Origin of the sequence: Aequorivita sp. CIP111184 (assembly GCF_900489465.1) — a bacterium.
GTDB lineage: Bacteria > Bacteroidota > Bacteroidia > Flavobacteriales > Flavobacteriaceae > Aequorivita.
On the sequence record NZ_UEFQ01000024.1, the window covers coordinates 124,259 to 148,589 of the forward strand.

Annotated in this window: 17 protein-coding genes; 16 read left to right on the forward strand and 1 reads right to left on the reverse strand. The window is 35.4% G+C overall.

Going from position 1 to position 24,331, the window contains the following annotated elements:
* Positions 1-50 precede the first annotated feature (50 nt).
* The 16 genes from AEQU1_RS09805 (at position 51) to AEQU1_RS09880 (ending at position 23,114) form a co-directional block, all read left to right on the forward strand.
* Positions 51-641 (forward strand): DUF4255 domain-containing protein, encoded by a 591-nt coding sequence (locus AEQU1_RS09805; RefSeq protein WP_111880761.1) that lies wholly within the window; start codon positions 51-53, stop codon positions 639-641.
* A gap of 36 nt (positions 642-677) precedes the next feature.
* Complete coding sequence (locus AEQU1_RS09810) at positions 678-1,517, forward strand: hypothetical protein (protein WP_146743741.1); 840 nt, start codon at positions 678-680, stop codon at positions 1,515-1,517.
* An 8-nt stretch (positions 1,518-1,525) separates the two neighbouring features.
* Entirely contained in the window at positions 1,526-2,950 is a 1,425-nt protein-coding gene (locus AEQU1_RS09815; RefSeq protein ID WP_111880764.1) for a phage tail sheath C-terminal domain-containing protein, read from the forward strand.
* An 83-nt stretch (positions 2,951-3,033) separates the two neighbouring features.
* Positions 3,034-3,471 carry a phage tail protein gene (locus AEQU1_RS09820; protein WP_111880766.1) on the forward strand — a complete coding sequence of 146 codons (438 nt, stop codon included), beginning with the start codon at positions 3,034-3,036 and terminating at the stop codon, positions 3,469-3,471.
* Entirely contained in the window at positions 3,471-3,911 is a 441-nt protein-coding gene (locus AEQU1_RS09825) for a phage tail protein (protein ID WP_111880768.1), read from the forward strand. The genes AEQU1_RS09820 and AEQU1_RS09825 overlap by 1 nt, the downstream gene beginning before the upstream one ends.
* A 1-nt stretch (position 3,912) precedes the next feature.
* Positions 3,913-4,074, forward strand: a complete 162-nt coding sequence (locus tag AEQU1_RS09830) for a DUF5908 family protein (RefSeq protein ID WP_181566748.1) — start codon at positions 3,913-3,915, stop codon at positions 4,072-4,074.
* Complete coding sequence (locus AEQU1_RS09835) at positions 4,074-4,760, forward strand: LysM peptidoglycan-binding domain-containing protein (RefSeq protein WP_258455267.1); 687 nt, start codon at positions 4,074-4,076, stop codon at positions 4,758-4,760. The genes AEQU1_RS09830 and AEQU1_RS09835 overlap by 1 nt, the downstream gene beginning before the upstream one ends.
* A gap of 1 nt (position 4,761) precedes the next feature.
* Positions 4,762-6,507, forward strand: a complete 1,746-nt coding sequence (gene vgrG, locus AEQU1_RS09840) for a type VI secretion system tip protein VgrG (RefSeq protein WP_111880771.1) — start codon at positions 4,762-4,764, stop codon at positions 6,505-6,507.
* A 43-nt stretch (positions 6,508-6,550) separates the two neighbouring features.
* The gene (locus tag AEQU1_RS09845) at positions 6,551-6,844 is read left to right on the forward strand and encodes a PAAR domain-containing protein (RefSeq protein ID WP_111880773.1); all 294 of its coding nucleotides are present in this window, start codon (positions 6,551-6,553) and stop codon (positions 6,842-6,844) included.
* Between the two features lie 2 nt (positions 6,845-6,846).
* On the forward strand, positions 6,847-7,257 hold the full coding sequence (locus AEQU1_RS09850; protein WP_111880774.1) for a GPW/gp25 family protein: 411 nt from the start codon (positions 6,847-6,849) through the stop codon (positions 7,255-7,257).
* A 5-nt stretch (positions 7,258-7,262) separates the two neighbouring features.
* Complete coding sequence (locus AEQU1_RS09855; protein ID WP_111880776.1) at positions 7,263-10,400, forward strand: baseplate J/gp47 family protein; 3,138 nt, start codon at positions 7,263-7,265, stop codon at positions 10,398-10,400.
* Complete coding sequence (locus AEQU1_RS09860) at positions 10,388-13,048, forward strand: hypothetical protein (RefSeq protein WP_111880778.1); 2,661 nt, start codon at positions 10,388-10,390, stop codon at positions 13,046-13,048. The genes AEQU1_RS09855 and AEQU1_RS09860 overlap by 13 nt, the downstream gene beginning before the upstream one ends.
* 11 nt (positions 13,049-13,059) lie before the next feature.
* On the forward strand, positions 13,060-15,684 hold the full coding sequence (locus tag AEQU1_RS09865; protein WP_146743742.1) for a hypothetical protein: 2,625 nt from the start codon (positions 13,060-13,062) through the stop codon (positions 15,682-15,684).
* Between the two features lie 249 nt (positions 15,685-15,933).
* A complete protein-coding gene (locus AEQU1_RS09870) occupies positions 15,934-17,259 on the forward strand; it encodes a contractile injection system tape measure protein (protein WP_111880781.1) in 1,326 nt (441 codons plus the stop codon).
* Positions 17,260-17,263: 4 nt separating this feature from the next.
* Positions 17,264-21,661, forward strand: coding sequence for a DUF4157 domain-containing protein (locus tag AEQU1_RS09875; RefSeq protein ID WP_111880782.1), 4,398 nt, complete (start codon positions 17,264-17,266; stop codon positions 21,659-21,661).
* Between the two features lie 124 nt (positions 21,662-21,785).
* Complete coding sequence (locus tag AEQU1_RS09880; RefSeq protein WP_111880784.1) at positions 21,786-23,114, forward strand: ATP-binding protein; 1,329 nt, start codon at positions 21,786-21,788, stop codon at positions 23,112-23,114.
* A gap of 1 nt (position 23,115) precedes the next feature.
* Here the strand turns inward: AEQU1_RS09880 and AEQU1_RS09885 are convergent, their stop codons facing one another.
* A complete protein-coding gene (locus AEQU1_RS09885; RefSeq protein ID WP_111881384.1) occupies positions 23,116-24,240 on the reverse strand; it encodes a DUF2891 domain-containing protein in 1,125 nt (374 codons plus the stop codon).
* Between the last annotated feature and the right edge of the window lie 91 nt (positions 24,241-24,331).

Here is a 24,331-nt window from a genome sequence, read left to right on the forward strand (position 1 = left end):
AGTGTATTATAAATTAGTATATTTGAATTTCATCCTTTAGAGTTCCTCAAATGATTTATGAAACACTTGAAATAATAAAAGATCAAGTTTCAAAATATTTGGAACTTAAAACTGCGGACAGTAATCTAGTGGTGCTGGAAAATGTGTCCAAACACGATGATCCAGAAATCAATACAATGAATGATAAAGTGGTTCTTACACTTTTAAACATTGAAGAAGAAATTGCACTGAAAAACAATCCAAATGTAAAATTTAAAAACGGGGAAACTATTTATAAAAACACACCCGTAAACCTTAATGTCTTTGCACTTTTTTCTGTCAATAGAAATACCTATACCCGCTCGCTAACAGCAGTTTCTTATATTATAGAGTTCTTTCAGTCAAAAAAAATTTTCACACAGAATAATACAACGTTGAATCCTTCTATTCCAGCTTTGGAAAATATAAAAGAATTTCGCTTCATCGCTGAACTCTACACGCCAACATTTGAACAATTAAACTACATCTGGGGCACATTGGGCGGAAAAGCCCTGCCCAGTGTACTATATAAAATAAGTGTTGTGAAAATAGAAAGCGACACGCTTACTGAAAAGGGAACGCCAATTACTGAAATTTCGGGAGTTTTAAATAATATAACCTAAATGAGCTTTACCTCTACATATAAAATTCTGTTTGGTATGAATCTTTACCACCACTATTTTTTGGATGATGGCAGTGTTGCTTTTGATGCGAATCCTATTTTAAAAGAAGAACAGCTCAACAAATACAATTTTGAGGATTTCTGCGAAATAATTCCTTCCGAAGAAACAAAGGAAATTTTTAAAGGCAACAAGCTCGTTTTTAAAACCATTCCCACTGGTTTCATTATTTGTGCAAAAGCGGAAGAAACTGCCCCAAATTCTGGAACTTATAAACCTTTCGTCAGTCTTTCCCAAACCTCGGTTTTTAATTTTCTGATTTATATGAAAGATTCACTTTTCGAAAATTATTCAACTGTGAATTCAAAACCTTTTATTCCCTATTTCTTTTCAAACAAAAAACCAGTTTCCGAAGGCGCTTCCTTTAAATATATCGATCTGGAAACCACTACTCTACCCATTGATAATTTCACCATACAGCAGGATAGTTATGATGAAATAGGTAAAACGCTTTCCAAAAAAGAAAAAATTGGGCTCTTTGGAATCATTTCCCTGGAAATGGCCGGTGACAATACAGTTCCTTTTGACGGTAACGCCAGAAATATTTTAAATGTGAATGGAACGTTGCAGGTAAACACAAAGAATTTCAAACTACAGATAAAAAACCGTAGCACCATTTGGAACTATCGAGATGCTAGCGATAGCGTATTACTTCACACCACAGATCCTATTGAACTTCCGCTTACAAAAAATGGCATCATAGGTTATAGTTTTAACGGTGAAGTGCGTCCTTCTGCATTTCCTTCAAGGATATTGTTCGAAAAGGACAGCGGTGGAAATATTATTAAAACTTTTTCAGAAATATATATTAATCAATAACAAAAACTATGGCAACTACGTACAAAACACCCGGGGTCTATGTGGAGGAAATATCGAAGTTTCCGCCATCGGTGGCACAAGTGGAGACAGCAATTCCAGCTTTTATAGGCTATACGCAAATCAGTGATACTACGGTTCAAAACAAACCAAAACGTATCGTTTCACTTTTGGAATATGAAACCTATTTTGGCAAAGCTCAAAATGAATCCAACATAACAGTAACAGTAAATGACACCATAAATAACGGTCCGCCAGTTCAGCTTTTGGATCAAAAATTCAGTACGGTAGTAGCTACGCCAAGCCCTTATGTAATGTATTATGCCTTGCGTATTTATTTTGATAATGGCGGAGGACCTTGCTATATCAACTCTGTTGGAGATTATACCAGTGGCAGTGTAAGCCAGCCATTACTTTCAGCGGGATTGGATGAATTTGAAAAATTTGATGAACCTACGCTTTATATATTTCCGGATGCAATGGCAGTTTCTACAGCGTCTAGCTATTATTCACTTATTAATAGAGCACTAATGCAAGCGCAAAAACTCAAAGATCGTTTTGTTATTATTGACGCATTTGCAAACAACAGTGATAACATTCGCAATACAGCTTCATTGGGCAATGGAGTGGACTTGTTGAAATATGGCGCTGCCTATCATCCCTTCCTAAAAACTGTTTACAGCTATGCATATAATGATGCAGATATAACATTAGTACACAATGTAACCGACGAAACAAATACAACCGCAACTGGGGTTTATGATGGGAAAGCTTTAAGTGAGCTTGCTGATAGCAGTGGTAGTGATTTCAACTTAATCCTTTACAACAAAATAAAAACGGAATTGGAGAAGCAGTACGTTACACTTCCGCCCAGCAGCGCAATGGCAGGTATCTATGCCCGTGTTGACAGCAATCGTGGCGTCTGGAAAGCACCTGCCAACGAATCTGTAAGTGCAGCCGTAGAACCAACAATTAAAATTACCCACGAAGCACAGCAGGATTTAAACATTCATACTTCTGGAAAATCTATCAATGCAATTCGCTCCTTCACTGGAAAAGGTATTTTAGTTTGGGGAGCACGGACGCTTGCGGGTAACGACAACGAATGGAAATATGTACCTGTTCGCCGTTTTTTCAATATGGTTGAAGAGTCTGTTGAAAAGGCAACTGCACAATTTGTTTTTGAACCAAATGATGCTAATACTTGGGTAAAAGTACGCGCGATGATAGAGAATTTTCTAATTCTTCAATGGCGAGCCGGAGCACTCGCCGGAGCCAAACCAGAACAAGCATTTTACGTGCGTGTTGGTTTAGGTGAAACAATGACTGCAGATGATATCCTTAACGGAATAATGAACATCGAAATAGGAATGGCAGCAGTCCGACCAGCAGAATTCATCGTTTTAAAATTCTCACACAAAATGCAGGAAGCCTAATTTTATCTGAGTGTTTTCCGTAAAAATGTACAGTCAATTATCATAATACCTTATAAAAAAAATAACATAAAAAAACAGAAAAAATGGCCAATACATATCCATTAGTAAAGTTTCATTTCTCAGTAGACTGGGGAGGAACAAACATAGGTTTTACTGAAGTCAGCGGACTAGATGTAGAAACTGAAATGATTGAATACCGTCACGGTGCGAGCCCAGAATACAGCAAAATAAAAATGCCTGGGATGCAGAAATACAGCAACATTACTTTAAAACGCGGTTCGTTTGCAAACGATAACGAGTTTTACAAATGGTGGAATACTGTTAGTCTCAACACAATTGAGCGTCGGGATATTACCATCTCATTGTTGAACGAGGAACACGAACCCGTGATTGTTTGGAAGGTGAAAAATGCTTTTCCATTAAAAATGCAATCAACAGATCTAAAAGGCGATGGCAACGAAACCGCTATTGAATCCTTAGAAATTGCCCACGAAGGCTTAACAATCCAAAACGGCGATTAATGGCTACTGCTTATCCTCCGGTGAGTTTTCATTTTAAGGTGGAGTTCAATGGAATTTCCTCTCAAGAAAAAGACATCCAATTCCAATCGGTTTCAGGACTTTCCGTAGATATTGAAACTGAAGAATTTGCCGAAGGAGGTGAAAACAGGTTTAAACATAAATTTCCCGTACGATCCACATTTCCAAACCTTGTTTTGAAACGAGGCATGGTTACAGATTCTGAACTTATAAAATGGTGCCGAAACGCCATTGAAAGTTTTCAGTTTGAACCAGTGGACCTCACGGTAAAATTGTTGAATGAAAATCACGAACCGCTTGTAACCTGGAACGTGGTTCACGCATATCCAATAAAATGGGATGTAGCCGAACTTAATGCAGAGGAAAGCAAAATCACCATCGAAACTATAGAATTGGCGTATAACTATTTTACACTCTTATAAAATGCCCATAGAAATCAAAGAACTTCACATAAAAATAAATGTGAACGGTAACGAACAATCTAATATCTCCCAAAATAAAAAACCGGAAGACAAAATGGATCATTTTATAAAAGCTTGCGTGGAAGAAGTGTTTAATATTGAATCCAGAAAAAAAGAACGATAATGAAAGGCGAACTTACAAAGCTGAAAATTATAGCGTTTCGCGATAACAAATTCACCCAATTAGTGGGTGATGGCATTTTTTCTTCTTTGTTAAATCCAGAAAAGTATGCGCTCAACTACAAGGTAGAGTACACCGAAGCACAAGGGCAAGGAACCAGTGCAACACAACCAAAATACGTTCGTTCCTTGCCTGAGGATTTAAATCTCGAATTCCTTTTTGATAGAACGGGAATAATTAAAGGCCATAGTAACGATTTGGGCGTAGGAATAGTTGTAGATATAGAAAGATTTAAAAGAATTGTTTTCGATTACAATGGCGACGAACACAAACCAAATTATCTATTAATTGGTTGGGGCACGCTACTTTTCAAAGGGATTTTAGCAGAAATGTCCATAGAATACAAGCTCTTCTCGTCAGAAGGGGTTCCCCTTCGTGCTACAGTTACAGCAAGTTTTAAAGGAGTTGTGGACGAACTCTTGAGATTAGCAAAAGAAAATAACAATTCCCCAGATCTCACACACATACGGGTTGTAAAGGAAGGCGATACACTGCCATTAATGACTTTCAGAATTTATGGCGATTCAAAATATTATTTACAGGTTGCCGAAGCTAATAATCTGACCAATTTTAGAAGATTAAAACCTGGACAACAAATTAAATTTCCACCCATAGAAAAAGTATCATAATATGCCAAATAGCAGAACCATAGAAACCTCTCGAAGCACAGATTTGGTGACCTTCAAAATATTAATTGAAGGAAGTGAAATTTCTGCCGCGTATCAAGTAAAAAATATTTCTGTGGAAAAAGAAATTAATCGTATTCCCTTCGCACAACTCGTTTTTATTGATGGTGAAGCTTCTTCGCAAGATTTCAATTTGAGCAATGAAGATTTACTTATTCCGGGAAAAAAAATTGAAATAAAAGCAGGCTATCACAGTGATGAAGAAACTATTTTCAAAGGAATTATTATAAAACACAGTATTAAAATTCGCGAAAGTAATTCTATTTTAATTGTGGAATGCAGGGATGAAGCAGTAAAAATGACGATTGGCAGAAAAAGTAATTTTTATTACGAAAGTAAGGACAGCGATATTATTGAAGAAATCATTGGCAAATATACTCTCGAAAACGAAATTGAAGCCACTTCATTTTCGAACAAAGAAATAGTTCAATATCGCACTTCCGACTGGGATTTTATAATGACACGAGCCCAAATAAATGGACAGATTTGCACCGTTGATGACGGAAAAATAAAAATTTCAAAACCAGACTTTTCACAAACAGAAATTGAAACAGTTGCCTTCGGTTCAACTTTACTTGATTTTGACGCCGAAATGGATGCCCGAAACCAATTCAACACAATTACTGCTTATGGATGGAACCCTTCCGAACAGGAAATTATTGAAGCTGAAGCTACTGATCCGGGAATTTCTTTGAACGGAAATATTTCAACATCAGATTTAGCAGAAGTAATGGAACTCGACAATCTTGAATTGAAGCACGGAGGAAATTACAATTCAACTCAATTACAAAATTGGAGTGATGCTAAAAATCTTTTTCAACAATTATCAAAAACTCGCGGACGCTTAAAATTTCAAGGCATTCCAACAGTAAAACCCGGAACGATGCTAAAGCTGGAAGGCGTGGGTGACCGTTTCAATGGAAAAATATTTATAAGTGCGGTGCGTCACGAAATAGCAGAGGGCAATTGGACTGTAGATGCTGAGTTTGGAATGAATCCAAAATGGTTCAGCGAAACATATGACATTTCAGAATTACCAGCTGCCGGAATTATTCCCTCAGTAAGTGGTTTGCAAATTGGAGTAGTTTCACAATTAGAATCAGATCCCGATGGCGAAGATAGAATTTTAGTGAAAATTCCAATCATCAATAAAGACGAACAAGGCATTTGGACAAGAGTTGCCACTTTAGATGCGGGCAACAATCGAGGTTCGTTCTTCTTACCGGAAATTGGAGACGAAGTAATTATAGGATTTATAAATGATGACCCGAATCATGCCATAATTCTTGGAATGCTTCACAGCAGCGCGAAACCTGCTCCCCTACAAGCTTCTGATGACAATCACGAAAAAGGTTTTATAACCCGAAGTGAAATGAAATTACTTTTCAACGATGATAAAAAATCCATAATAATAGAAACTCCAGGTGGAAAAAAAGTAACAATCGATGAGGATTCGGGAGTTATTAAAATTGAAGATGAAAATAGAAATGTAATAACAATGGACAGCGACGGAATTGCTATAGAAAGTGCAAAAGATTTTAGTATAAAAGCAACTGGAGATTGCAATATTGAAGCAATGAATATAAATGTAAAAGCCAATGCCCAATTTAAAGCTGAAGGCAGCGCAGGTGCCGAAATTTCAACCAGCGCCATCGCGGTTTTAAAAGGATCATTAGTTCAAATAAATTAAATTAAAAAAACAATCAACCATTAACTATAAACCAGCAACCAAAATGCCTCCAGCAGCCAGAGTAAACGATATGCACATTTGCCCAATTTTAAATCCAGGCGGTAGTCCACACGTTGGAGGGCCAATATTGCCGGCAGGAGAACCAACCGTTTTGATTGGCGGAATGCCAGCTGCGAGAGTTGGCGATATGGCAACATGCGCAGGCCCACCAGATTCAATAATTATGGGTTCTACATCGGTATTTATCGGAGGAATGCCAGCGGCGCGATTAGGAGATAGCACAGCACACGGCGGAAGTATTGTTTTAGGAGAATTCACAGTATTAATAGGAGGATAATTATGAATACATCAGAAATATTTTTAGGGGAAGGATGGAGTTTTCCGCCACATTTTGATAAAAAAACTGGCGAACTTGTTACAACAGTTGGTATAACAGATATCAATAAAAGTCTTGAGATTCTTTTATCAACCCGTTTGGGCGAACGGATTATGCTTCCAAACTATGGTTGCAATTTGGAAGAACTATTATTTCAGCCGCTTGATGTAACCTTAAAGACATATATAATTGAACTCATAAAAACCGCAATTCTATATTACGAACCCAGAATAGATACCCAAACTGTAACATTGGATACAACGAATGAACTGAGCGGCGAAATTTTAATAAATATTGAATACGTAGTTCGAATTACAAATTCACGGGCAAATATGGTATTCCCATTCTATAAAACCGAAGGCACTGAAGTATAAAAATCATGGCAAAAAATTGCGAAAATAAATTCCTGATAAACCATAAGGGTACTGAACAAACCCAAAGATCAATCAGCGCCATGCTTCCTGAGAATCTGAATTTGAACGATTTTTCAACGGAAGACTGGATGAAATTTGCTTACAATTTTGCTTCAGAAGTGAATTATTTTTCAGTTGAAAATGCAACAATTCCTTCAGGAAATTGGGAATCATTTTTTATTGAAAAAGATAAAATCAAAAATTTTCTTTCAAAAGCTGAAAACTCCAATAGCCTCTCCCCGCACCTAACGCTTTTTGTTTGTTTTCTGAAATTGCTTGAAATTTCAAAAGCACATTTTAATGCACTTACGAAAAGACATTTAGATTTCTATTATAACGAAATTCTTCAAATTGACAAAAAAGCTCCGGTTGCCGATAGTGTTCATCTAATTTTTGAATTGGCCAAGAATTTTACTGAATCCAAAATAGATGAACACACGCTACTGGAAGCCGGAAAAGATGCTTTGGGAAAACGCCTTCAATATGCAACTGACAAAGAAGTAGTAATTAACAAAGCAAGTGTCGCTGCAATAAAAAGTATTTACCATCACAGAAAAACATATAATTTAAACCCAAATGAATTCAATGGGCTTTTCTCCGCTCCAATAGTAAATTCTGCAGATGGCAAAGGTGATCCATTTAAAACCAATGCATATTGGTTGCCTTTTGGTTACCCAACGCATTTTAAACCTACAGTTCCTTTGGTAACGCCCAATTTGGGTTTTGCAATTGCTGCTCCTACTTTAAATTTAGCAGAAGGAGAACGTACTGTTCAATTTATTTTCAATCTTGAAAAATCAATTCCGGTTTTTAATATTTCAAATATTATTGAATGTATTGATGTTTTTGCAACGGGCGAAAACGGATGGTTGGGACCGTTTAAAATTTCAGCTTCTGTCAATGGTTTTACATCTTCCATTGGTAATAAAACAATTCAACTTTGTTTAAAAATCGATAAAACCGAAAAAGCAATCGTTTCCTATAATAAAGAAATTCACAAAGAAAATTTTGAAACCGAACAACCTGTATTTCGTTTTCTTCTGAAAACAAAACAACCAGAATTCAGCATAGGTTATAAATTATATACTGAACTGCTTCAGAAAAAAATAAAAAAAGTAACCGTAAAAGTTTCGGTTTCGGAAGCTGAAAAATTGGAGTTAAAAAATGATTTTGGAAGTCTTGCTGCTGACAAACCTTTCTTTCCCTTCGGAACGCAGCCGATGGAACGTTCGGCGTTTTATATTGATTATCCCGAAATGTTCAGTAAAAAGTGGGATACAGTTTCGCTTCACGCTTCGTGGTTAAACACACCCGCAGATTTTAAACAACATTATATTGCCTATAGAAAGGACGATACTAATTTCAATCTTTCACCCAAACTATATTATCAAACCGTTTATTTCGGTTTTAATGCAACAACAAAAAAGTATTTAGAACCAAGCGGATCGAAATTTGGGCCAACCTCAAGTCCGAGCAATCTTTACGTAACAGGAAACGATTATTTTAAAGTAAAGGTTTCCATTGAAAACAATGAAAATTTGGTAACAGTAAATGACGCTTCTAAACTTTTCACAAAAAATGGGGAAATATTTGAAAGCAATCTAGCAATAAATAATGCAAATTATACAACTGTGGAAAATGGCCCAATAAAACTTTCCTTAAACCAATCGTTTTTGCATGCTTTGTTTCCAAAAGTTTATGCACTTGCTCTTTCCACGGAAGAAGATACAGTATTGCCAAACGAGCCTTATACTCCAATAATTGAAAAAATGGAGCTTTCTTATACTGCAAGTCAAGAAGTAGATTTTGGTATTTCACAAACTCCAAATCTTGAAAAAATCCAACTTTTTCACGAACATCCTTTTGGGCAGGCGGAAACTTCCGAAACTTTGTTCCCAACCTATTGCGCGGGCGGCGAACTTTATATTGGGCTCGAAAATACTGAAGCTTTACAGCAAGTCCAGCTTTTGTTTCAATTATTGGAAGGAACAGAAAATCCATTGGCAGAACCTTTTTCTTCTTCGGAAAAAATTTCTTGGGCTGTTCTTTCAAAAAATTCCTGGATGGAACTTTCGAGCGATTATCTATTGGGAAATACGACCGATAATTTCCTTAAAACAGGAATCGTAACCATTACAATTCCACGGGAAGCAACAAATAATAATACACTGCTGAATTCAGGTTTGGTTTGGCTACGTGCGAAAAGCCCGAAAAATTTTGATGCGGTTTGTAGATTTATAAATATTCACGCACAAGTTATTACATCAACTTTCGTCGATAACGGCAATGAACTTTCGCATCTTGAAAACGGATTGCCTGCGGAAACAATCAGCAAACTTACCGAGCGAGATTCAGCAATAAAAAAAGTTTTGCAGCCCTACAATTCCTTCGGCGGAAAATCCGAGGAAAGCGATGAAAGCTACTATCGCCGTGTGAGCGAACGGATTCGCCATCGCGATCGCGCTATATCATTATGGGATTACGAGCATTTAATTCTTGAAAAATTTCCAGAAGTTTATAAAGTAAAATGTCTAAATCATACAAAAGACAATGACTATCATTCAACCGGAAGTGTTACTGTTGTTGTAATTCCCGATATTCAAAATAACAACGCTTTTGATGTTTTTCAACCTCGCTTGAGTACAGCAAAGCGTAACGAAGTTCAAAATTATATCAATGAACTGAACACATTTTTCGTTTCGGGAGAAATTATAAATCCCGATTACGAAGAAGTTGAGGTTACCCTCGGCGTAAAATTTAATGTTGGTTTTGATGAAAATTTTTATACCAAACAATTGGAGGAAGACATCAAAAAATACCTTTCACCTTGGGCATATTCTGAAACTTCAATATTAAATTTCGGCGTTGCCTTTCACAAAAATAAATTGATTTCCTATATGGAAAATCAACCGTATGTTGATTTTTTGGATAATGTAATTGTGAAACACAGAACTTCTGAAACAGCTGTTTATATTGAAAAAACTAATGTAATTCCATCGAGTCCGAAAGCGATTTTAGTTTCGGCAAAAAAGCATTTTATAACAGCGGTCCAATCAAAATGCAGTGTACAAACTCCTAAAAAACCTGTGGTATGTCTTCCGTAAAAACATACAGCACCATTGCAAAGAATACGTCCACGCAGGACGATCTTGATTATGAATTCCTTCGAAAAAAAGGAATTGAATACATCGAGTCTTTGGGAAGTGGTTTGTGGACAGACTACAACGCGCACGATCCGGGAATCACAATTTTAGAAGTTTTGTGCTACGCGATTACCGATTTGGGGGCGCGGCTTTCCCTTCCGCTGGAAAATATTTTAGCTGAAGAAAACAATCCAAGTTTTTTAAACGACCAATTTCTGACCGCTGAAAATGCTCTTCCAATAAAGCCTGTAGCTGCGCTGGATTATCGAAAACTGTTTATAGATATTGAAGGTGTAAAAAATGCGTGGCTGAAAAAACACGAAAAGAAAGTGTATGCCAATTGCAAGGAAAATAAGCTTTCATACAGACCTTTTGAAATAAAAGAAAAATATAAAAAGGAATTCAATTTAAATGGATTGTATGATGTTTTGATTGAATTGGATGCGCTCGACCCAGAGATTTTTAACACTGAAACGAAACAGAATAAAGAAATAAAACGCCTAAAAGAAGAAATTCGAACAGTCTATCACGCAAATAGGAATCTTTGCGAAGATATTGTTGAAATTGAAGAAGTCGAAAACCATCCCATTGCTGTTTGCGCTATCGTAGAACTTAAGCCCGAAGTTGATGAAGACAAAGTACACGCTGAAATTTTATATACTATTGACGAATATTTATCGCCTTCCCTCCGCTTCTATTCGCTGAAAGAAATGCTGGAAAAAGGTTATGCTTCCGATGAAATTTTTAACGGTCCGCTTTTGAATAATGGATTTATTGATAATTCTGAACTTCGAAAAACAGAACTTCGTAAAGAAGTTCGGTTGACTGATTTGATTGATTTAATCCAAAAAATCGAGGGCGTTGATCTTATTCGGGATATAACAATCAATAATTGCGATGGAAAAAATGAGACCAAAAAAATATGGAATCTCTGCATTCCCGCTGGTAAAAAGCCGAAACGTTGCGATAAAAGTTCGTTCAGTTATTATAAAGGATTTCTTCCGCTGAACATAAATAAAAAGGCGGTTGAGGATTATCTGGATGCAATTTACGATGAAATTGAAGCTAATATTCTCGACATCGCTTCACAAAAAAAAACGTTGGAATTGCCCCATGGAAGTTATTCAGGCATTGGCGATTACAGTACTATCCAAAACGATTTTCCCGAAGTTTACGGCGTTGGAGAACTTGGCGTAAAAAGCACAGCAACTATTGCGGACAGAGCAAAAGTGAAACAATTGAAATCTTACCTTTTATTTTTTGATCAGATCTTCGCAAGCTATTTCGCACACTTAAAAAACGTAAAAGACATTTTTTCAATCAATGGAGAACTTGACAAAAGTTACTTCACGCAAATGGTTGAAAATGTAAAAGATCTTTCGGAATTGGTTTCTGCCAATTATTCTTCGGATGAAAATATTACAGATATTTTGTTTTCAGATCTTGATGACAAAGTTGTGCGCAGAAACAAAATGCTAGACCATTTGCTTTCGCGTTTTGCAGAAAATTTCAGTGAATATGCTTTTTTGATGAAGCAGTTGTACGGCAGCAATACCGATGAAGCAGTAATTAAAACGAAGGAACGTTTTCTTCAACAATATGGAATGATAGGTTGCGAGCGGCCTTTGAGTTTTAATTATTACGAACAAGAAGATGCCGATTTGTGGGATACGGGAAATGTTTCGGCCTTTCAAAAACGGATTGCGCTTTTAAGCGGCAACCCAAATTATTTCCGAAGAAATTTTTCTGACGATCCTTTGGAAATTTATGAAGAAATCGATACCGATGGAATTATTGAATATCGTTTTCGTTTCCGAAGCAAAAACAAGGAAATACTATCATCTTCCAGCAAGCATTACCACAATTTGGCTTCGCTTTACAAGGAAATTTTAGATGTGAAAAATTACGGACGTTTTGCCGAAAACTATGAAATAAAGGTAAATGTCGCTGGTAAATTTTATTTCAACCTTACCAATCCGAACATTTCTATTACTACAGATGAAGATCACGTAATTGCTAGAAAAATTTCAAGCTATGCAACACAGTCGGCGGCTGAAACTGCAATTGTGAAAACCGTTGCATTTGTAAACACGCTCGATTTTAACGAAGGAATGTACGTTATTGAACACATTCTGCTTCGTCCCGACGTAACAACCGATACAGCGCCGGAAAATACATTTTTGCCTATCTGCACGGACAATTGTGAAGACTGTGAAGGCATTGACCCGTATTCTTTTAGGGTTTCCATCGTTTTGCCTGGTTGGACCGAACGTTACAGCAATGTGGATTTTAGAAGATTTTTGGAGGAAATGATTCAAAAGGAATTGCCATCACACATTTTGGCAAAAATCTGTTGGATTGGTTATCCAAAAAGTTATGACACCAAAGGCGACGAAAATGAAATGGTGGAATTGGAAGAAGCCTACAAAGCTTGGCTCCTTGCAAAAACTGATATAGACCAAAAACAACCTACCACAAAACTTAAACGTCTCATAAAAATAATGAGCACGCTCCACACAATTTATACACAAGGAAAGCTTCACGATTGTGATGATGACGAAGAACAACAAGATATTATCCTGGGCAGGACCAACCTAGGCAAACTTTAAATACCAAAGTTATGAGCACTAAATTAATGGAGATTACTCCACAATACCGCTCCTTCGTGGACGACCAAGTACTGACCTCCGGGCAGCTAAACGAATTTATTGAATATTTTGAAGATCAAGACCGGTTGACGCGTGTATGCCTTGTGGGCGTTGGCGTAGCTTGTGGTTTTAAGGTTTCAGTGAATAATCAAAATTCGTTAATAACTATTACGCAGGGTTGTGGCGTTACGACCGATGGTGACTTGCTTAAACTTCAAAAAAGTATTAAGGATTCTTCCGATACTTCCATTGTTTTGGAAAGCATTAAATATTCACATTTTCGGGATTTTGAGGATGATAAAGCGAAATACAAACACTTCAAAAATGGAAATGCAACCATTGATCTTTGGGAATTGATTCCGCAGGAAAAAGTAGATTTGGAAGCTGGTCACCTTTCAATTAATTCAGAATTGCTCAATGAAAAAGTTGTCGTTCTTTATTTGGAATGTTTTCCGAAAGAACCAGATATCTGCACAACAACAAATTGCGATAATCAAGGTCAGCCAAATGTTCAAAATTTAAGAATACTGTTAATAGATAAAGAAGACGTTAAAAATATAGTAAATACAGAAGATGGAATTTTCACGAAGCACAATGTTTACGAAGCATTTACGAATCTTCCGCAAACTGCTGTTCCAAAAGTAATTTTGAATGGGAACAATACGAGTTCCTATACAAAATTAGCTGCCGCTTATAAATCAGCGATAACTTCCTCAAAAAACAATTTGCATTCTGCGTTTACAGAAATGTTTCAAGGTTTTTCCGAAATACTCGGTATTTTGGACGGCACTTCAAATACGATGTTGAACCAAATAACAAATTTGGATGATTTCAATACAAATGAAAAAGTTCAATATCGCTATAATTTGGTAAAAGATTTAACTGACACATACAATGAATTGGCCGACATTCTTCTAAAATTAAAAACTGAATGTTGCCCAAATATTGAAGCATTTCCGAAGCATTTATTGCTTGGCGCACTTTCTTCCGAAGAAATTTATCCAGAATTGCGACACGATTTTTACAATTCGCCCACAAATAATGAATACGCAAAATACCTTAAAATGGCGAAAAGTTTGGTTCAGCGTTTGATTTTGGTTTTAGACAATTTCAATCTTTCCAATGAAAATCAAATAGATATTACACCTTCCAAAACTTGTGGGAATTTAGGCGAAAAAGCCATCCCAGTTTATTACGAAGTTGACAATGAAATACTAACTGCGTGGGATTTCAATAAAACAGAAAACTACAAACAGCGATATAATGTAAGCTTTCACAAAGAAAATCTTGCGCCGAATAGTTGGGTGCAAAATCCACTGAATTTTGAATTGGATTGCAACGATTTTTATAGAATTGAAGGGCATTTTGGGCATCCTGCGCAGGACAGCCGAAATGCTATCAATGGTTTAAAGAATGACCATGCTTTGGATTTTGACTGTTTGCTTTTCGACCTTCAAAAAGACCAACAAGCATTTACTTCGTTTTTAAAGGAAAATCCTTCAATAAGCCACAAAGGCGGCGTTCAAAAAGGCGGAACCTTTGTTTTGGTTTCTGAAAGGGAAAACGTGGTGGCAGATTTTTGTATTTCAAATAAAATTAGCGCTTCTTCCGATGGTTGTTGTTCGTTGATGGAATGTACCTATCCATGGATTAGTTCGCTGAAATATATGAACAATCTTTCACGAAGTTTAAAAGGAACGCAAAGCCGAAGAAGCCCGATGCCGAAAAATTATATTCTTCAAATTATTGAATACAGAATAAACGGCGAACCGCTTATAAATACAACTACGACGATAACAATTCCTTTAGAACAAATTTTCCTTCGAAGAATTCACGCCGTAACCGAAGCACTGAACAAAAAATTTGATAAAGGAGTTGTTTTCGATTATAATGAAAGTCAGAAAAGGCTTGTCATCACACGTGCTAAAGAAGATACATACACAATTCGCCTGCGCGAGATTTCACAGGCAAATAATAATGCGATTTATACATATAGCAACAGTGGATTGTTTCGAAATAATAAAATTTTCCGTCCAGATGCAATGCGTTGCCGCGATTTAAAAAGCTATCGTGAAACTTTTTACCAAAAATTACATGCAAAAATTGCACCCGTGAATAAAGATGATGATTATGGAACATTTGATGAGAAATGGGCAAAATGGAGTTATTTGACTGAACGTTTAATAAACAATGCAGTTATTAGACAAGCTGGTTTAACACGGATGATTTCTACATCTACACAATTGCCACCAGAAATCCGAACATTGGTTCAAACTATAAAAAGAGATTTCCAAGCTTCGGGAACGGGCATAAATCTTCAATTCCGATTGGATGGTGATTGGGTGAATGGTACTTGGGTAAATAAGTTTATGTTGGATCATCACAGAGCTAACAAGAAAAACACCCACGATGATATTGTTTTGTTTGTAAACTTGAGGAAATTCCTTCACAACGAAACTGGGGTTACAAAACTGTCTATTTATATTCCAAATTTTGATTATTCGCAAATTTTAGATGCTTCAATAGCGAAATACAAAACTGTAGCCGATTTCTATTTTGGAGCACAACCAACGGGAGAAAATTTTATAACACTATGAAAGGAATAGTTCTAAATATCGCAAAAAAAGAAGGGTATCAGTCGGTAAAATTGTACAATCCGAATGATACCCCTATGGGTAAACAAGATAAGAAAAAGGACTAACAAGATTGAACAAAAGGAACGAATGTAAATAACAATCGAAAGAACTAAAGCACAAACTATAAAAGAACTAAAACTACACTATAACAACCCAGTAATTCATCTCTGAATCGAAAAGTAAATATAAGCCTAAAAAACTAAATAACAAATGATTGCACAAAAGAATATCATTAAAAAAGTGAAAATTGGAGTAAATACTTCTTCACTTGAAAATGGTTTGCAATTTAAGGATGGATTAGATTCTTTTTTTAAAGAAGAAATCTTTCCGGAAATGGACATCTATTTTAAATCACTTCAAAATAATAGTACAAAAATTTATCGAATTGAAAATATCTCAATAGAAATTTCCTTAAAGGAAAATGATTCTATGGAAGATTTAAAGTTTTTAATTATTAAGGAGTTAAAAAACAAAATTAAAGATGAAAATATTTCGATAGAAGAACTGGGACATGTTAAGATTATTTCTTTCAAACAAAATGAAACCGAAGCATTCTTTTTCTTTTTAGAAAATGGACACCTACCCTGGTGGTTTGAACCAAAACCTAACTTCTGGGATGAGTTTTTTGAAAATTTTGAATATCAAAATGAAGTTTCAGAAAAGTTTAAACGGCTTTTATTATACACAGAAACTCGCAAAAGATTAGTCTTTCAGTTTAATGATAAACAGTTATCTAAACTGGTTTCCGAAGTATTGAATGTAAAAATTGAAACTTTTAATACGAATATTATTAAAGAATATAGATTTCAATTTTGGGAATCTATTCTTCATTACTCACTTTTTAAAAATGAGAAAGAAATTGAAAAAATATTTCGAAATATTCCTTCTAAGGATATTGCGAGAATACTAGAAATTTCAAAGAATATTTTCAGATTAAATATTCCTTTTTATGCAAAAAAGGTTCAAAAGAAAAATGCCAATCATACAATTTTATTTAAAGATGAAAAAAAACAAAAAGTAGTTGATTTTAATTTTGGAGAAGAAGGTATTTTAATAAAAAACGCAGGATTTATATTGCTTCATCCATTCTTAGAAATGTTTTTTGATAAAATGGATTTCCTTGAGGAAAAACTTATTAAACCAGGGAAAATTGATGAAGCAATACATTTGCTTCACTATTTAGCCACAGGCAAAGAACAAGCTTATGAACACGAATTAATTTTCGAAAAATTCCTTTGTAATGTTCCTATTCACCAGCCCATAAGTAGAAATATCGTCTTATCTAAAGAAAGAAAAATGGCTTGTGAAGTATTGTTGGAATCAGTACTTGTCCATTGGAAAGCACTCAAAAGCAATTCTACACAAATTCTTCAAAATGAGTTTTTACAACGCGAAGGAAAACTTACTGTTACAAATGAAAAGCAAACACTATATATTCAACGTAAAACACAGGATATTTTATTGGACAAATTGCCTTGGAATATTCATTTAATAAAAATTCCTTGGAAGAAAAAAATCCTTTTTGTGGAATGGTAAAATAATGACCGCATTTTCAACACATAGAGCCCAAAACGGAAAACCGAATGCATTTCAGCAATTTGGAGGTAATTCAGCATTTTTTGCCGCTCAAACAAAACTATCCGTTGGAAAAGCTGATGATGCCTATGAAAAAGAAGCAGATTCGGTTGCTGAAAAAGTAGTCTCCAAAAATAATAAACAGCAATCTTTTCTTCACTCAGAAACCTTCTTTCCTGGTTCAAAAACAAATAGAAAATTTGTAAATAACACACCTAAAATTCAAAAGAAAGAAACTGATAAAGATGCTGATAAACAGGTATTATCTAAAACCATTACTCCTGTTACAAAACTAAATTCTGAAATAGATTCGAATAAAATAATAGATAAAAAGGAAGAAAAGCTTCATAGAAAAGAAATGCCGGAGCTGGAAAATGAAAAGAAAAATATTCAAAAGAAAAGTAATGTTGAGGACAATGAAAAATTAAATATTCAAAAGAAAAAGACTGACGAAATATCAAAAGAAAAAGACGAGAAAATTCAAGCTAAAAGCTTTGGTTTTCTTGATACCTCAATTAATTTAATTCAAGGTTTACAAAGTACAAAAGGTCTTGGAATTCCGCTTCCATTAGCTACAAAAAACAAGATGGAACACGGTTTTCAAGCCAATTTTAATGGTGTAAGAATCCATACAAATTTAAAGGCAGTTTCATTAAATAATATGTTGGGAGCGAAAGCATTTACGGTTGGAAACGAAATTTATTTTAACAACAATCTTTTTCAGCCCAATACTTTAGAAGGTCAGCAATTATTGGCCCACGAACTTACACATACTATTCAGCAAGGAGCTTCGGCGCCAGCAACTATTGTTGAAAAACCATTAATTGAAAATGTAGACGCTGGAAATATTAATTCTAGTGCTGAATCTTCTTCAACTGAAATTTTAAAAATTCCAAATAAAAATACAGAAAATGTAACTGCTTTTCAAGAAACAGATTTAGCCGAAAATAGTGACAAAAATAAAGCTGAAAATAGTTCAAATTTAGTACAAACTAATCAACCAATTTCTTTGGAAAACAGAAAAAGTGGTGAAAATGAACCAATTGTAGAAAATGATGAAGTAAAATTCGAAGAGACAGAAACTATAACCCCAAGATCGCCGGAGGAAGATCCAAATTTCCAAAATTTAACCGAAAGATTGGACAATACAACGGAAAAACAGCAAGCCCACGAAAAAGCTGATGATGCTTCAAGTGCCGCCCAACTTTCAGCTAAACCACCAACAAACGAGCGTTTGGGTGTTGCACAAGCAACTCAAGTATCACAAATGGAAGATGCCAAAGTGGTAGAATTTAATGCTGATATTTTTATAGCCAATCTAAAGAAGAAGCTTGACAGCATGCAGCTTCCAAAAACCCAAGAGCAAGCACTCAATTTTGATAAAAACAATAATGTACAGGAAATAAATACTGCTTCTAAAGCAGATGTAGCCGCGCAAAAGACAAACTCCGCACAACCAATAACACAGACCACGAAAGGCGAGCCAAATACAGCGTCCGTTAGCGAACGTGAAGTGAAACCGCTTGTGGATCCTGTAATAGGAAAAAATCCAGCGAATCTCAAGTCTGCACAAGCAATGCCATTGGCAAGAGGAAATGCTGAAGTTACACAACCACTTCAAAACAATATAGGGGAAGTGGACCAGCAAATGGTGGAAAACGAAGTAACAGAATATCAATTATCAATCTCCAACGAGCCAACCTTTTTGGAAGGATTATCCACTGCTGGGCAAGCAAGAGCGCATACAGAAACGGCACCGCAGGCATTTAGGCAAGATGAGCAGGGTTTATTGGAAAACACAAAAAAGAATGCTGGACAAACTGGAGAAAAAGGACTTCGAGGTATGTACAATGATAGAACCGCATCGCTCAATGAAGTTTTTGGCAAACAAGGTGATACGGCAACAAATGAAACTTCTAAAAGGGAAAGCGTATCAACAGACATTAATGCTATATATGAAAATACCAAAAAGGGTGTAGAAGCAATTTTAGAAGCACTTGACACTAGCGTTGAAAAATTATTTACGGACGGTGCGAAGGAGGCAAAAGATTTATTTGAAGCCGAGGTAAAACGTAAAATGAGTGCCTATAAATCCAGACGATATAGTGGAATAATAGGAAAAGGAAAGTGGGTATATGATAAATTGGCTGGTCTTCCCGATGAGGTGAACAAGTTCTTTGAAGAGGGCAGAAAAGTCTACATAGACCACATGGATAAAGTGATTATCAAAATTGCCAATTTGGTGGCAGGTATGCTTAAACTCGCAAAAGCTCAAATAGTATTGGGTAATATAAAAGTTAAGGATTATGTAGAAAACTTACCAAAAAATTTAAAACAATTAGGCGTAGATGCAGCAGCAGATATTGCCGGCAAATTTGAAGATTTGGAAGGTACGATTGATAGTAAACAAGACGAAATCATAGACACATTGGCGCAACAATATATGGACAGTCTTAATGAAGTGGACGCGCGTATAGAGGAAATGAAAGCCGAAAACAGAGGTTTGATTGATAAGGCTTTGGATGCAATAAATGGAATTATTGAAACTATTAAGAAATTAAAACAGCTTATTTCAGATTTGCTTTCAGAAATAAGTTCTGTTCTTTCCATAATCTTGAATGATCCTATCGGGTTTGTATCCAATCTTTTTACGGGAATAAAACAAGGTTTCGACAATTTTAAAACCAACATTTTAACCCATTTGATGGCTGGTTTTGTACAATGGCTAACAGGCTCTTTAGGACCAATAGGCATAACCATTCCGGAAGATATATTTAGTTTAAAGGGCATATTTAGTTTAGTTATGCAAGTATTAGGACTAACTTGGGATTATGTTCGTGAAAAAGCGGTTAGTCTTTTGGGAGAACCCGTAGTAAATGCAATGGAAACTGGTTTAGAAATGTTTAAACTATTACGTGATAAAGGAATTGACGGCGTTTGGGAATTAATACAAGATGAATTTACAGATTTAAAGGAAACAATTATAGATTCCATTCAAAACCTACTCGTAACACAGGTTATTGAAGCGGGAATAAAATGGTTGCTCAATCTCCTAATTCCGGGCGCAGGCTTTATTAAAGCAATAATGGCAATTAAAGATTTCATAGTTTTCTTTGTAGAATCTGCTTTAATGCTAATTCCTTCGTTAATTCAAGCAATACGTGCAATGGCAGCGGGAAGTATAAGTTTGGTTGCAGATGCTATTGAAAAAGGTTTGGCTTCTTTAATTCCATTGGTTATTAAGCTTTTTGCAAAAATTATAGGACTTAATGGTTTGGTAGCAAAAGTTCAAAAAATTATCATGAAAATTCGTAAACGAATTGACAGAGCGATAACCAAATTATTATTGAAAGCCAAAAAAGCGTTTTTAAAATTAGTGAGTAAAGGAAAAGCCTCTGTAAAAGGTGCCATACTAGCTATTGTACAGTGGTGGAAAGCCCGAAAGAAATTTAAGGGAGATGACGATAAAAACCACGAATTATTCTTGGAAGGCACAGAAGATAATGCCCATTTAATGTTGGCGAGCACGCCAACTACTTATGCAGCATTTATCGCAAGTCTTGAAATTGATATTGAAAATCAAGAATTGGTGACTGCAAAAATACAAGCAGTTCAATTTGCAAAAAATATTGATAAAAAAATTAAGGAACGTATAGGTACAGTTTCTGACGAGGAAAGAAAGATAAAGGAGGAAGCTAAAAAGAAAGACCTTCAAGATTTATTGAATAATTTAGCCCCAAAAACTGCATTACTTTTAGGATTGAAAGGGCCTTTGCCTAAAAGTGAAATAAAATTTGGTACAACATTACAAGGAAATTGTACCGTAGGGTCTACTATGGAAGCAAATGTCCTTTCCTCTATCGGCGATCCAGGTTCGGCTCCTAAAGAAAATAATGAACTTTATGATATTCTAAGATTGCGAAAAGAGGGGGGTCGCACATATTATGTGCGTGGCCACATGCTAAATGAAAAATTACACGGCCCAGGCGAATGGAGGAATATGACTCCACTATCTCAAAAAGGAAACAAAAATCATTTGAAATTTGCGGAGAAACTAGCCAAAATAGCAGTTAACTCAGGTTCTGTAGTTCGTTATAATGTTACCGCCAATTATGGTAGAAATGTTGAACCTATAAAATCGAACAAGCAACTCGACGATGCTGCAATCCCGCTAATTGAAAGAGAAAATGTGAAATCGTTAAGAAATGCTGAAAAAAATGTCCCTGTCTCATTAACATTGAATGCAGATTTAATAAAACAACAAGGCAAGAAATGGGTTAAGAATAAAACACTAATAAATAAAATTGTAGTAGATAATCCGGTTGATGTAAACCTAAAATCATATTCAACAATTACAAAATGATAGAAAGTAAAAGCATATTGAATTATGACTTCATATTAATAAATCTGTTTTAAAGTAAATATGAGGTAACTTATGATAATTTTGAGTGCACTTGTTTTTTAGAAATCTATCAAATTAATGAATAATGAAAAACCAACAAGAAGTAGAATTCAATAAAATATTTGATTATTTAGAAAATTTAATTGCCTGGCGAATTGAAAATCCAACTACCGATTTTGATACCGATGCGCCAAAGTTAGATTTAAAGAAATTGGGGAAATCTAAATTGGGGATTTTTTTGAAAGAAGAAAACTTTTCACAAGCAGAAATAGTAATACTTCTTTTGGCGTTAGCGCCATCGTTTTCTCCTGCTATGCTGGTTGATGCCGTTACGAAGGAATTTCCGTCAGGAGCAGATTTTGTTCAGTTTGGTGGTGTGAAAGGGCAAACTCATCGTGGAATTCTTCCTACTGGTGAAACTGCACAATTTATAATTGGCGGGGCAAATTTTACAAAAAGAATTGAATGTGTAGCTTACTTTTCTGGAACGCATTTCTTCAATAAAAAAGATATTCTTTATTTAGAAAAGGTTTCTTTAGCAGAACCCTTGATGAGCGGAAAACTTATTCTTTTCCCTGATATTATTTACAAGATTACTACGGGCAAAGTGCCGCCACCAAAATTAAGTACCCAATTTCCCGCTGAAAAGTTAGAAACCCAATTAGATTGGAACGATTTAATTTTGAGTGAAAAAACAATGCAGCAAATTAAAGAGCTCGAAATGTGGCTGCAGCACAATGAACATTTGTTCAAAAATTGGAGAATGGAAAAAAGATTAAAGGCTGGTTATAGAGTACTTTTTCACGGACCAGCCGGAACGGGGAAAACACTTACTGCAAGTCTTTTGGGTAAATATACCCAGAAACCAGTTTATAGAATTGACCTTTCAACCGTAGTTTCCAAATATATTGGCGAGACTGAAAAAAACCTTTCAAACCTTTTCAATAAAGCAGCCCATAAAGATTGGATACTGTTTTTTGATGAGGCTGATGCAATCTTTGGAAAACGCACTAATGTGCGCGACGCCCACGATAAATATGCAAACCAAGAGGTTTCCTATTTGTTGCAGCGTGTTGAATCGTATTCAGGACTTATTATATTGGCTTCTAATTTTAGAGATAATATTGATGAGGCTTTCACACGGAGGTTTCAATCCATTATCGCTTTTGAAATGCCTGGATCAAAGGAACGTAGCATAATATGGAAAACCAATCTTCCACAAAAACTTAAAATAGATCCTCAAATTGATTGGGAAGAAGTGGCTAAAAAATATGAACTTACAGGTTCAAATATTTTGAATATTATTCACTTCTGTTGCTTAAAAGTGCTAAGTGAAAAGAGCGAAATACTAACATCCGAAATTTTATTACACGGAATAAAACGTGAGTTTTTAAAAGAAAATCGTACGCACTAAATCATTTTTCGTGCAACATATTTAATGCATATATCGCGAAACTTCCCAGCCAGTGGCCGCCTTCATAACTATCTCCCACCAAATTTGGATATGAATATGCTATATGTTCATTAGCAAGATTTTGAAGGTGTTTGTATTTTGTAAACTCTTTCGCTAAACCGTAAAAAACCCAAGCTCTACTAAAATTCAACCCATCTAAATGTACTAGTTTTCCATCAGTTCGGTCACTTACCTCACCTACTTTTAAATGATAGTTTTGATTAGCTAGTTGTGGCAAAAAAGTATCCATCCAACCCATAAAATCTTCTGAAGAAAGCACGCGCTGCATAATATCTACTTCTTCCAAACAAGGTGAAAAAAAATCATAGCCGCTAGGTTCCCAAGTAATTGGGCAGTTTTCATCATTAAAATAAAAATCTTTTGCTCTTTTTTCAATAAGTTGTTTTAATTCCAAATCGTTCATCGTTTCTGCATAATCATAAGCCAAAGTAAGCCCGAACGCAGTATTTGTATGCTCCCCTACTCGAATCGGGTAATTTAACTTTGGAAGAAATTCTTTATAGCGAAGCACAATAATATCAGCCAATGGTTTTAGATTTTGTTCCAGCTCCTCCGCCATCGGGTCGTTCCAGTTGTGCAACTCTTCAGAAAGCTTTAAAAGCCAAGCCCAGCCATAAGTCCTTTCAAAAGATTTATTTATGGATTTTTCAAAAAATGCTACTTCAGTTTTTACGTTTTCAACTGTAATTTTATCTTTCAGTAGTTTTCGAACATCTGCAGCTCTGTCTATTTCGGGAAATTGCTTTATTAGGGTAACCATTGACCAATAGCCGTGTACGGCGCTATGCCAATCAAAACAACCGTAAAAAATAGGGTGCACTGAAATGGGTGCTACCAAATCTTTTTCACTTTCCAATGTTTCACCTGGTTTATAAGGATATTCGGCACCAACACAATGTAAAGGAAGCTCAATCAATTTATTGGCTTGAGCTAAAGTGAAAGTTGGTTGGGGAAATTTTTGAACTGAAATTTCTTCTTTTTTTGAAATTTTCACACTTTCATTTTGATTCTTTTTACAACCAAAAAGAAGGACTAAGGAGAAACAAAGAATGTAGGATTTATTCATAAATAAAGAATTTACATAAAGATAATTAAATATAAAAACCACGAATGCACGAATAAAAAAAGAATTCATGCATTCGTGGCAATTATAATTT

What these genes read in the sequence shown, in the direction of transcription:
- AEQU1_RS09870 (WP_111880781.1), top strand. Translation starts at nt 15,934, where the DNA reads ATGATTGCACAAAAGAATATCATTAAAAAAGTGAAAATTGGAGTAAAT.
- AEQU1_RS09835 (WP_258455267.1), top strand. Translation starts at nt 4,074, where the DNA reads ATGAAAGGCGAACTTACAAAGCTGAAAATTATAGCGTTTCGCGATAAC.
- AEQU1_RS09850 (WP_111880774.1), top strand. Translation starts at nt 6,847, where the DNA reads ATGAATACATCAGAAATATTTTTAGGGGAAGGATGGAGTTTTCCGCCA.
- AEQU1_RS09880 (WP_111880784.1), top strand. Translation starts at nt 21,786, where the DNA reads ATGAAAAACCAACAAGAAGTAGAATTCAATAAAATATTTGATTATTTA.
- AEQU1_RS09830 (WP_181566748.1), top strand. Translation starts at nt 3,913, where the DNA reads ATGCCCATAGAAATCAAAGAACTTCACATAAAAATAAATGTGAACGGT.
- vgrG (WP_111880771.1), top strand. Translation starts at nt 4,762, where the DNA reads ATGCCAAATAGCAGAACCATAGAAACCTCTCGAAGCACAGATTTGGTG.
- AEQU1_RS09820 (WP_111880766.1), top strand. Translation starts at nt 3,034, where the DNA reads ATGGCCAATACATATCCATTAGTAAAGTTTCATTTCTCAGTAGACTGG.
- AEQU1_RS09815 (WP_111880764.1), top strand. Translation starts at nt 1,526, where the DNA reads ATGGCAACTACGTACAAAACACCCGGGGTCTATGTGGAGGAAATATCG.
- AEQU1_RS09825 (WP_111880768.1), top strand. Translation starts at nt 3,471, where the DNA reads ATGGCTACTGCTTATCCTCCGGTGAGTTTTCATTTTAAGGTGGAGTTC.
- AEQU1_RS09855 (WP_111880776.1), top strand. Translation starts at nt 7,263, where the DNA reads ATGGCAAAAAATTGCGAAAATAAATTCCTGATAAACCATAAGGGTACT.
- AEQU1_RS09875 (WP_111880782.1), top strand. Translation starts at nt 17,264, where the DNA reads ATGACCGCATTTTCAACACATAGAGCCCAAAACGGAAAACCGAATGCA.
- AEQU1_RS09810 (WP_146743741.1), top strand. Translation starts at nt 678, where the DNA reads ATGAATCTTTACCACCACTATTTTTTGGATGATGGCAGTGTTGCTTTT.
- AEQU1_RS09865 (WP_146743742.1), top strand. Translation starts at nt 13,060, where the DNA reads ATGAGCACTAAATTAATGGAGATTACTCCACAATACCGCTCCTTCGTG.
- AEQU1_RS09860 (WP_111880778.1), top strand. Translation starts at nt 10,388, where the DNA reads ATGTCTTCCGTAAAAACATACAGCACCATTGCAAAGAATACGTCCACG.
- AEQU1_RS09805 (WP_111880761.1), top strand. Translation starts at nt 51, where the DNA reads ATGATTTATGAAACACTTGAAATAATAAAAGATCAAGTTTCAAAATAT.
- AEQU1_RS09885 (WP_111881384.1), bottom strand. Translation starts at nt 24,240, where the DNA reads ATGAATAAATCCTACATTCTTTGTTTCTCCTTAGTCCTTCTTTTTGGT.
- AEQU1_RS09845 (WP_111880773.1), top strand. Translation starts at nt 6,551, where the DNA reads ATGCCTCCAGCAGCCAGAGTAAACGATATGCACATTTGCCCAATTTTA.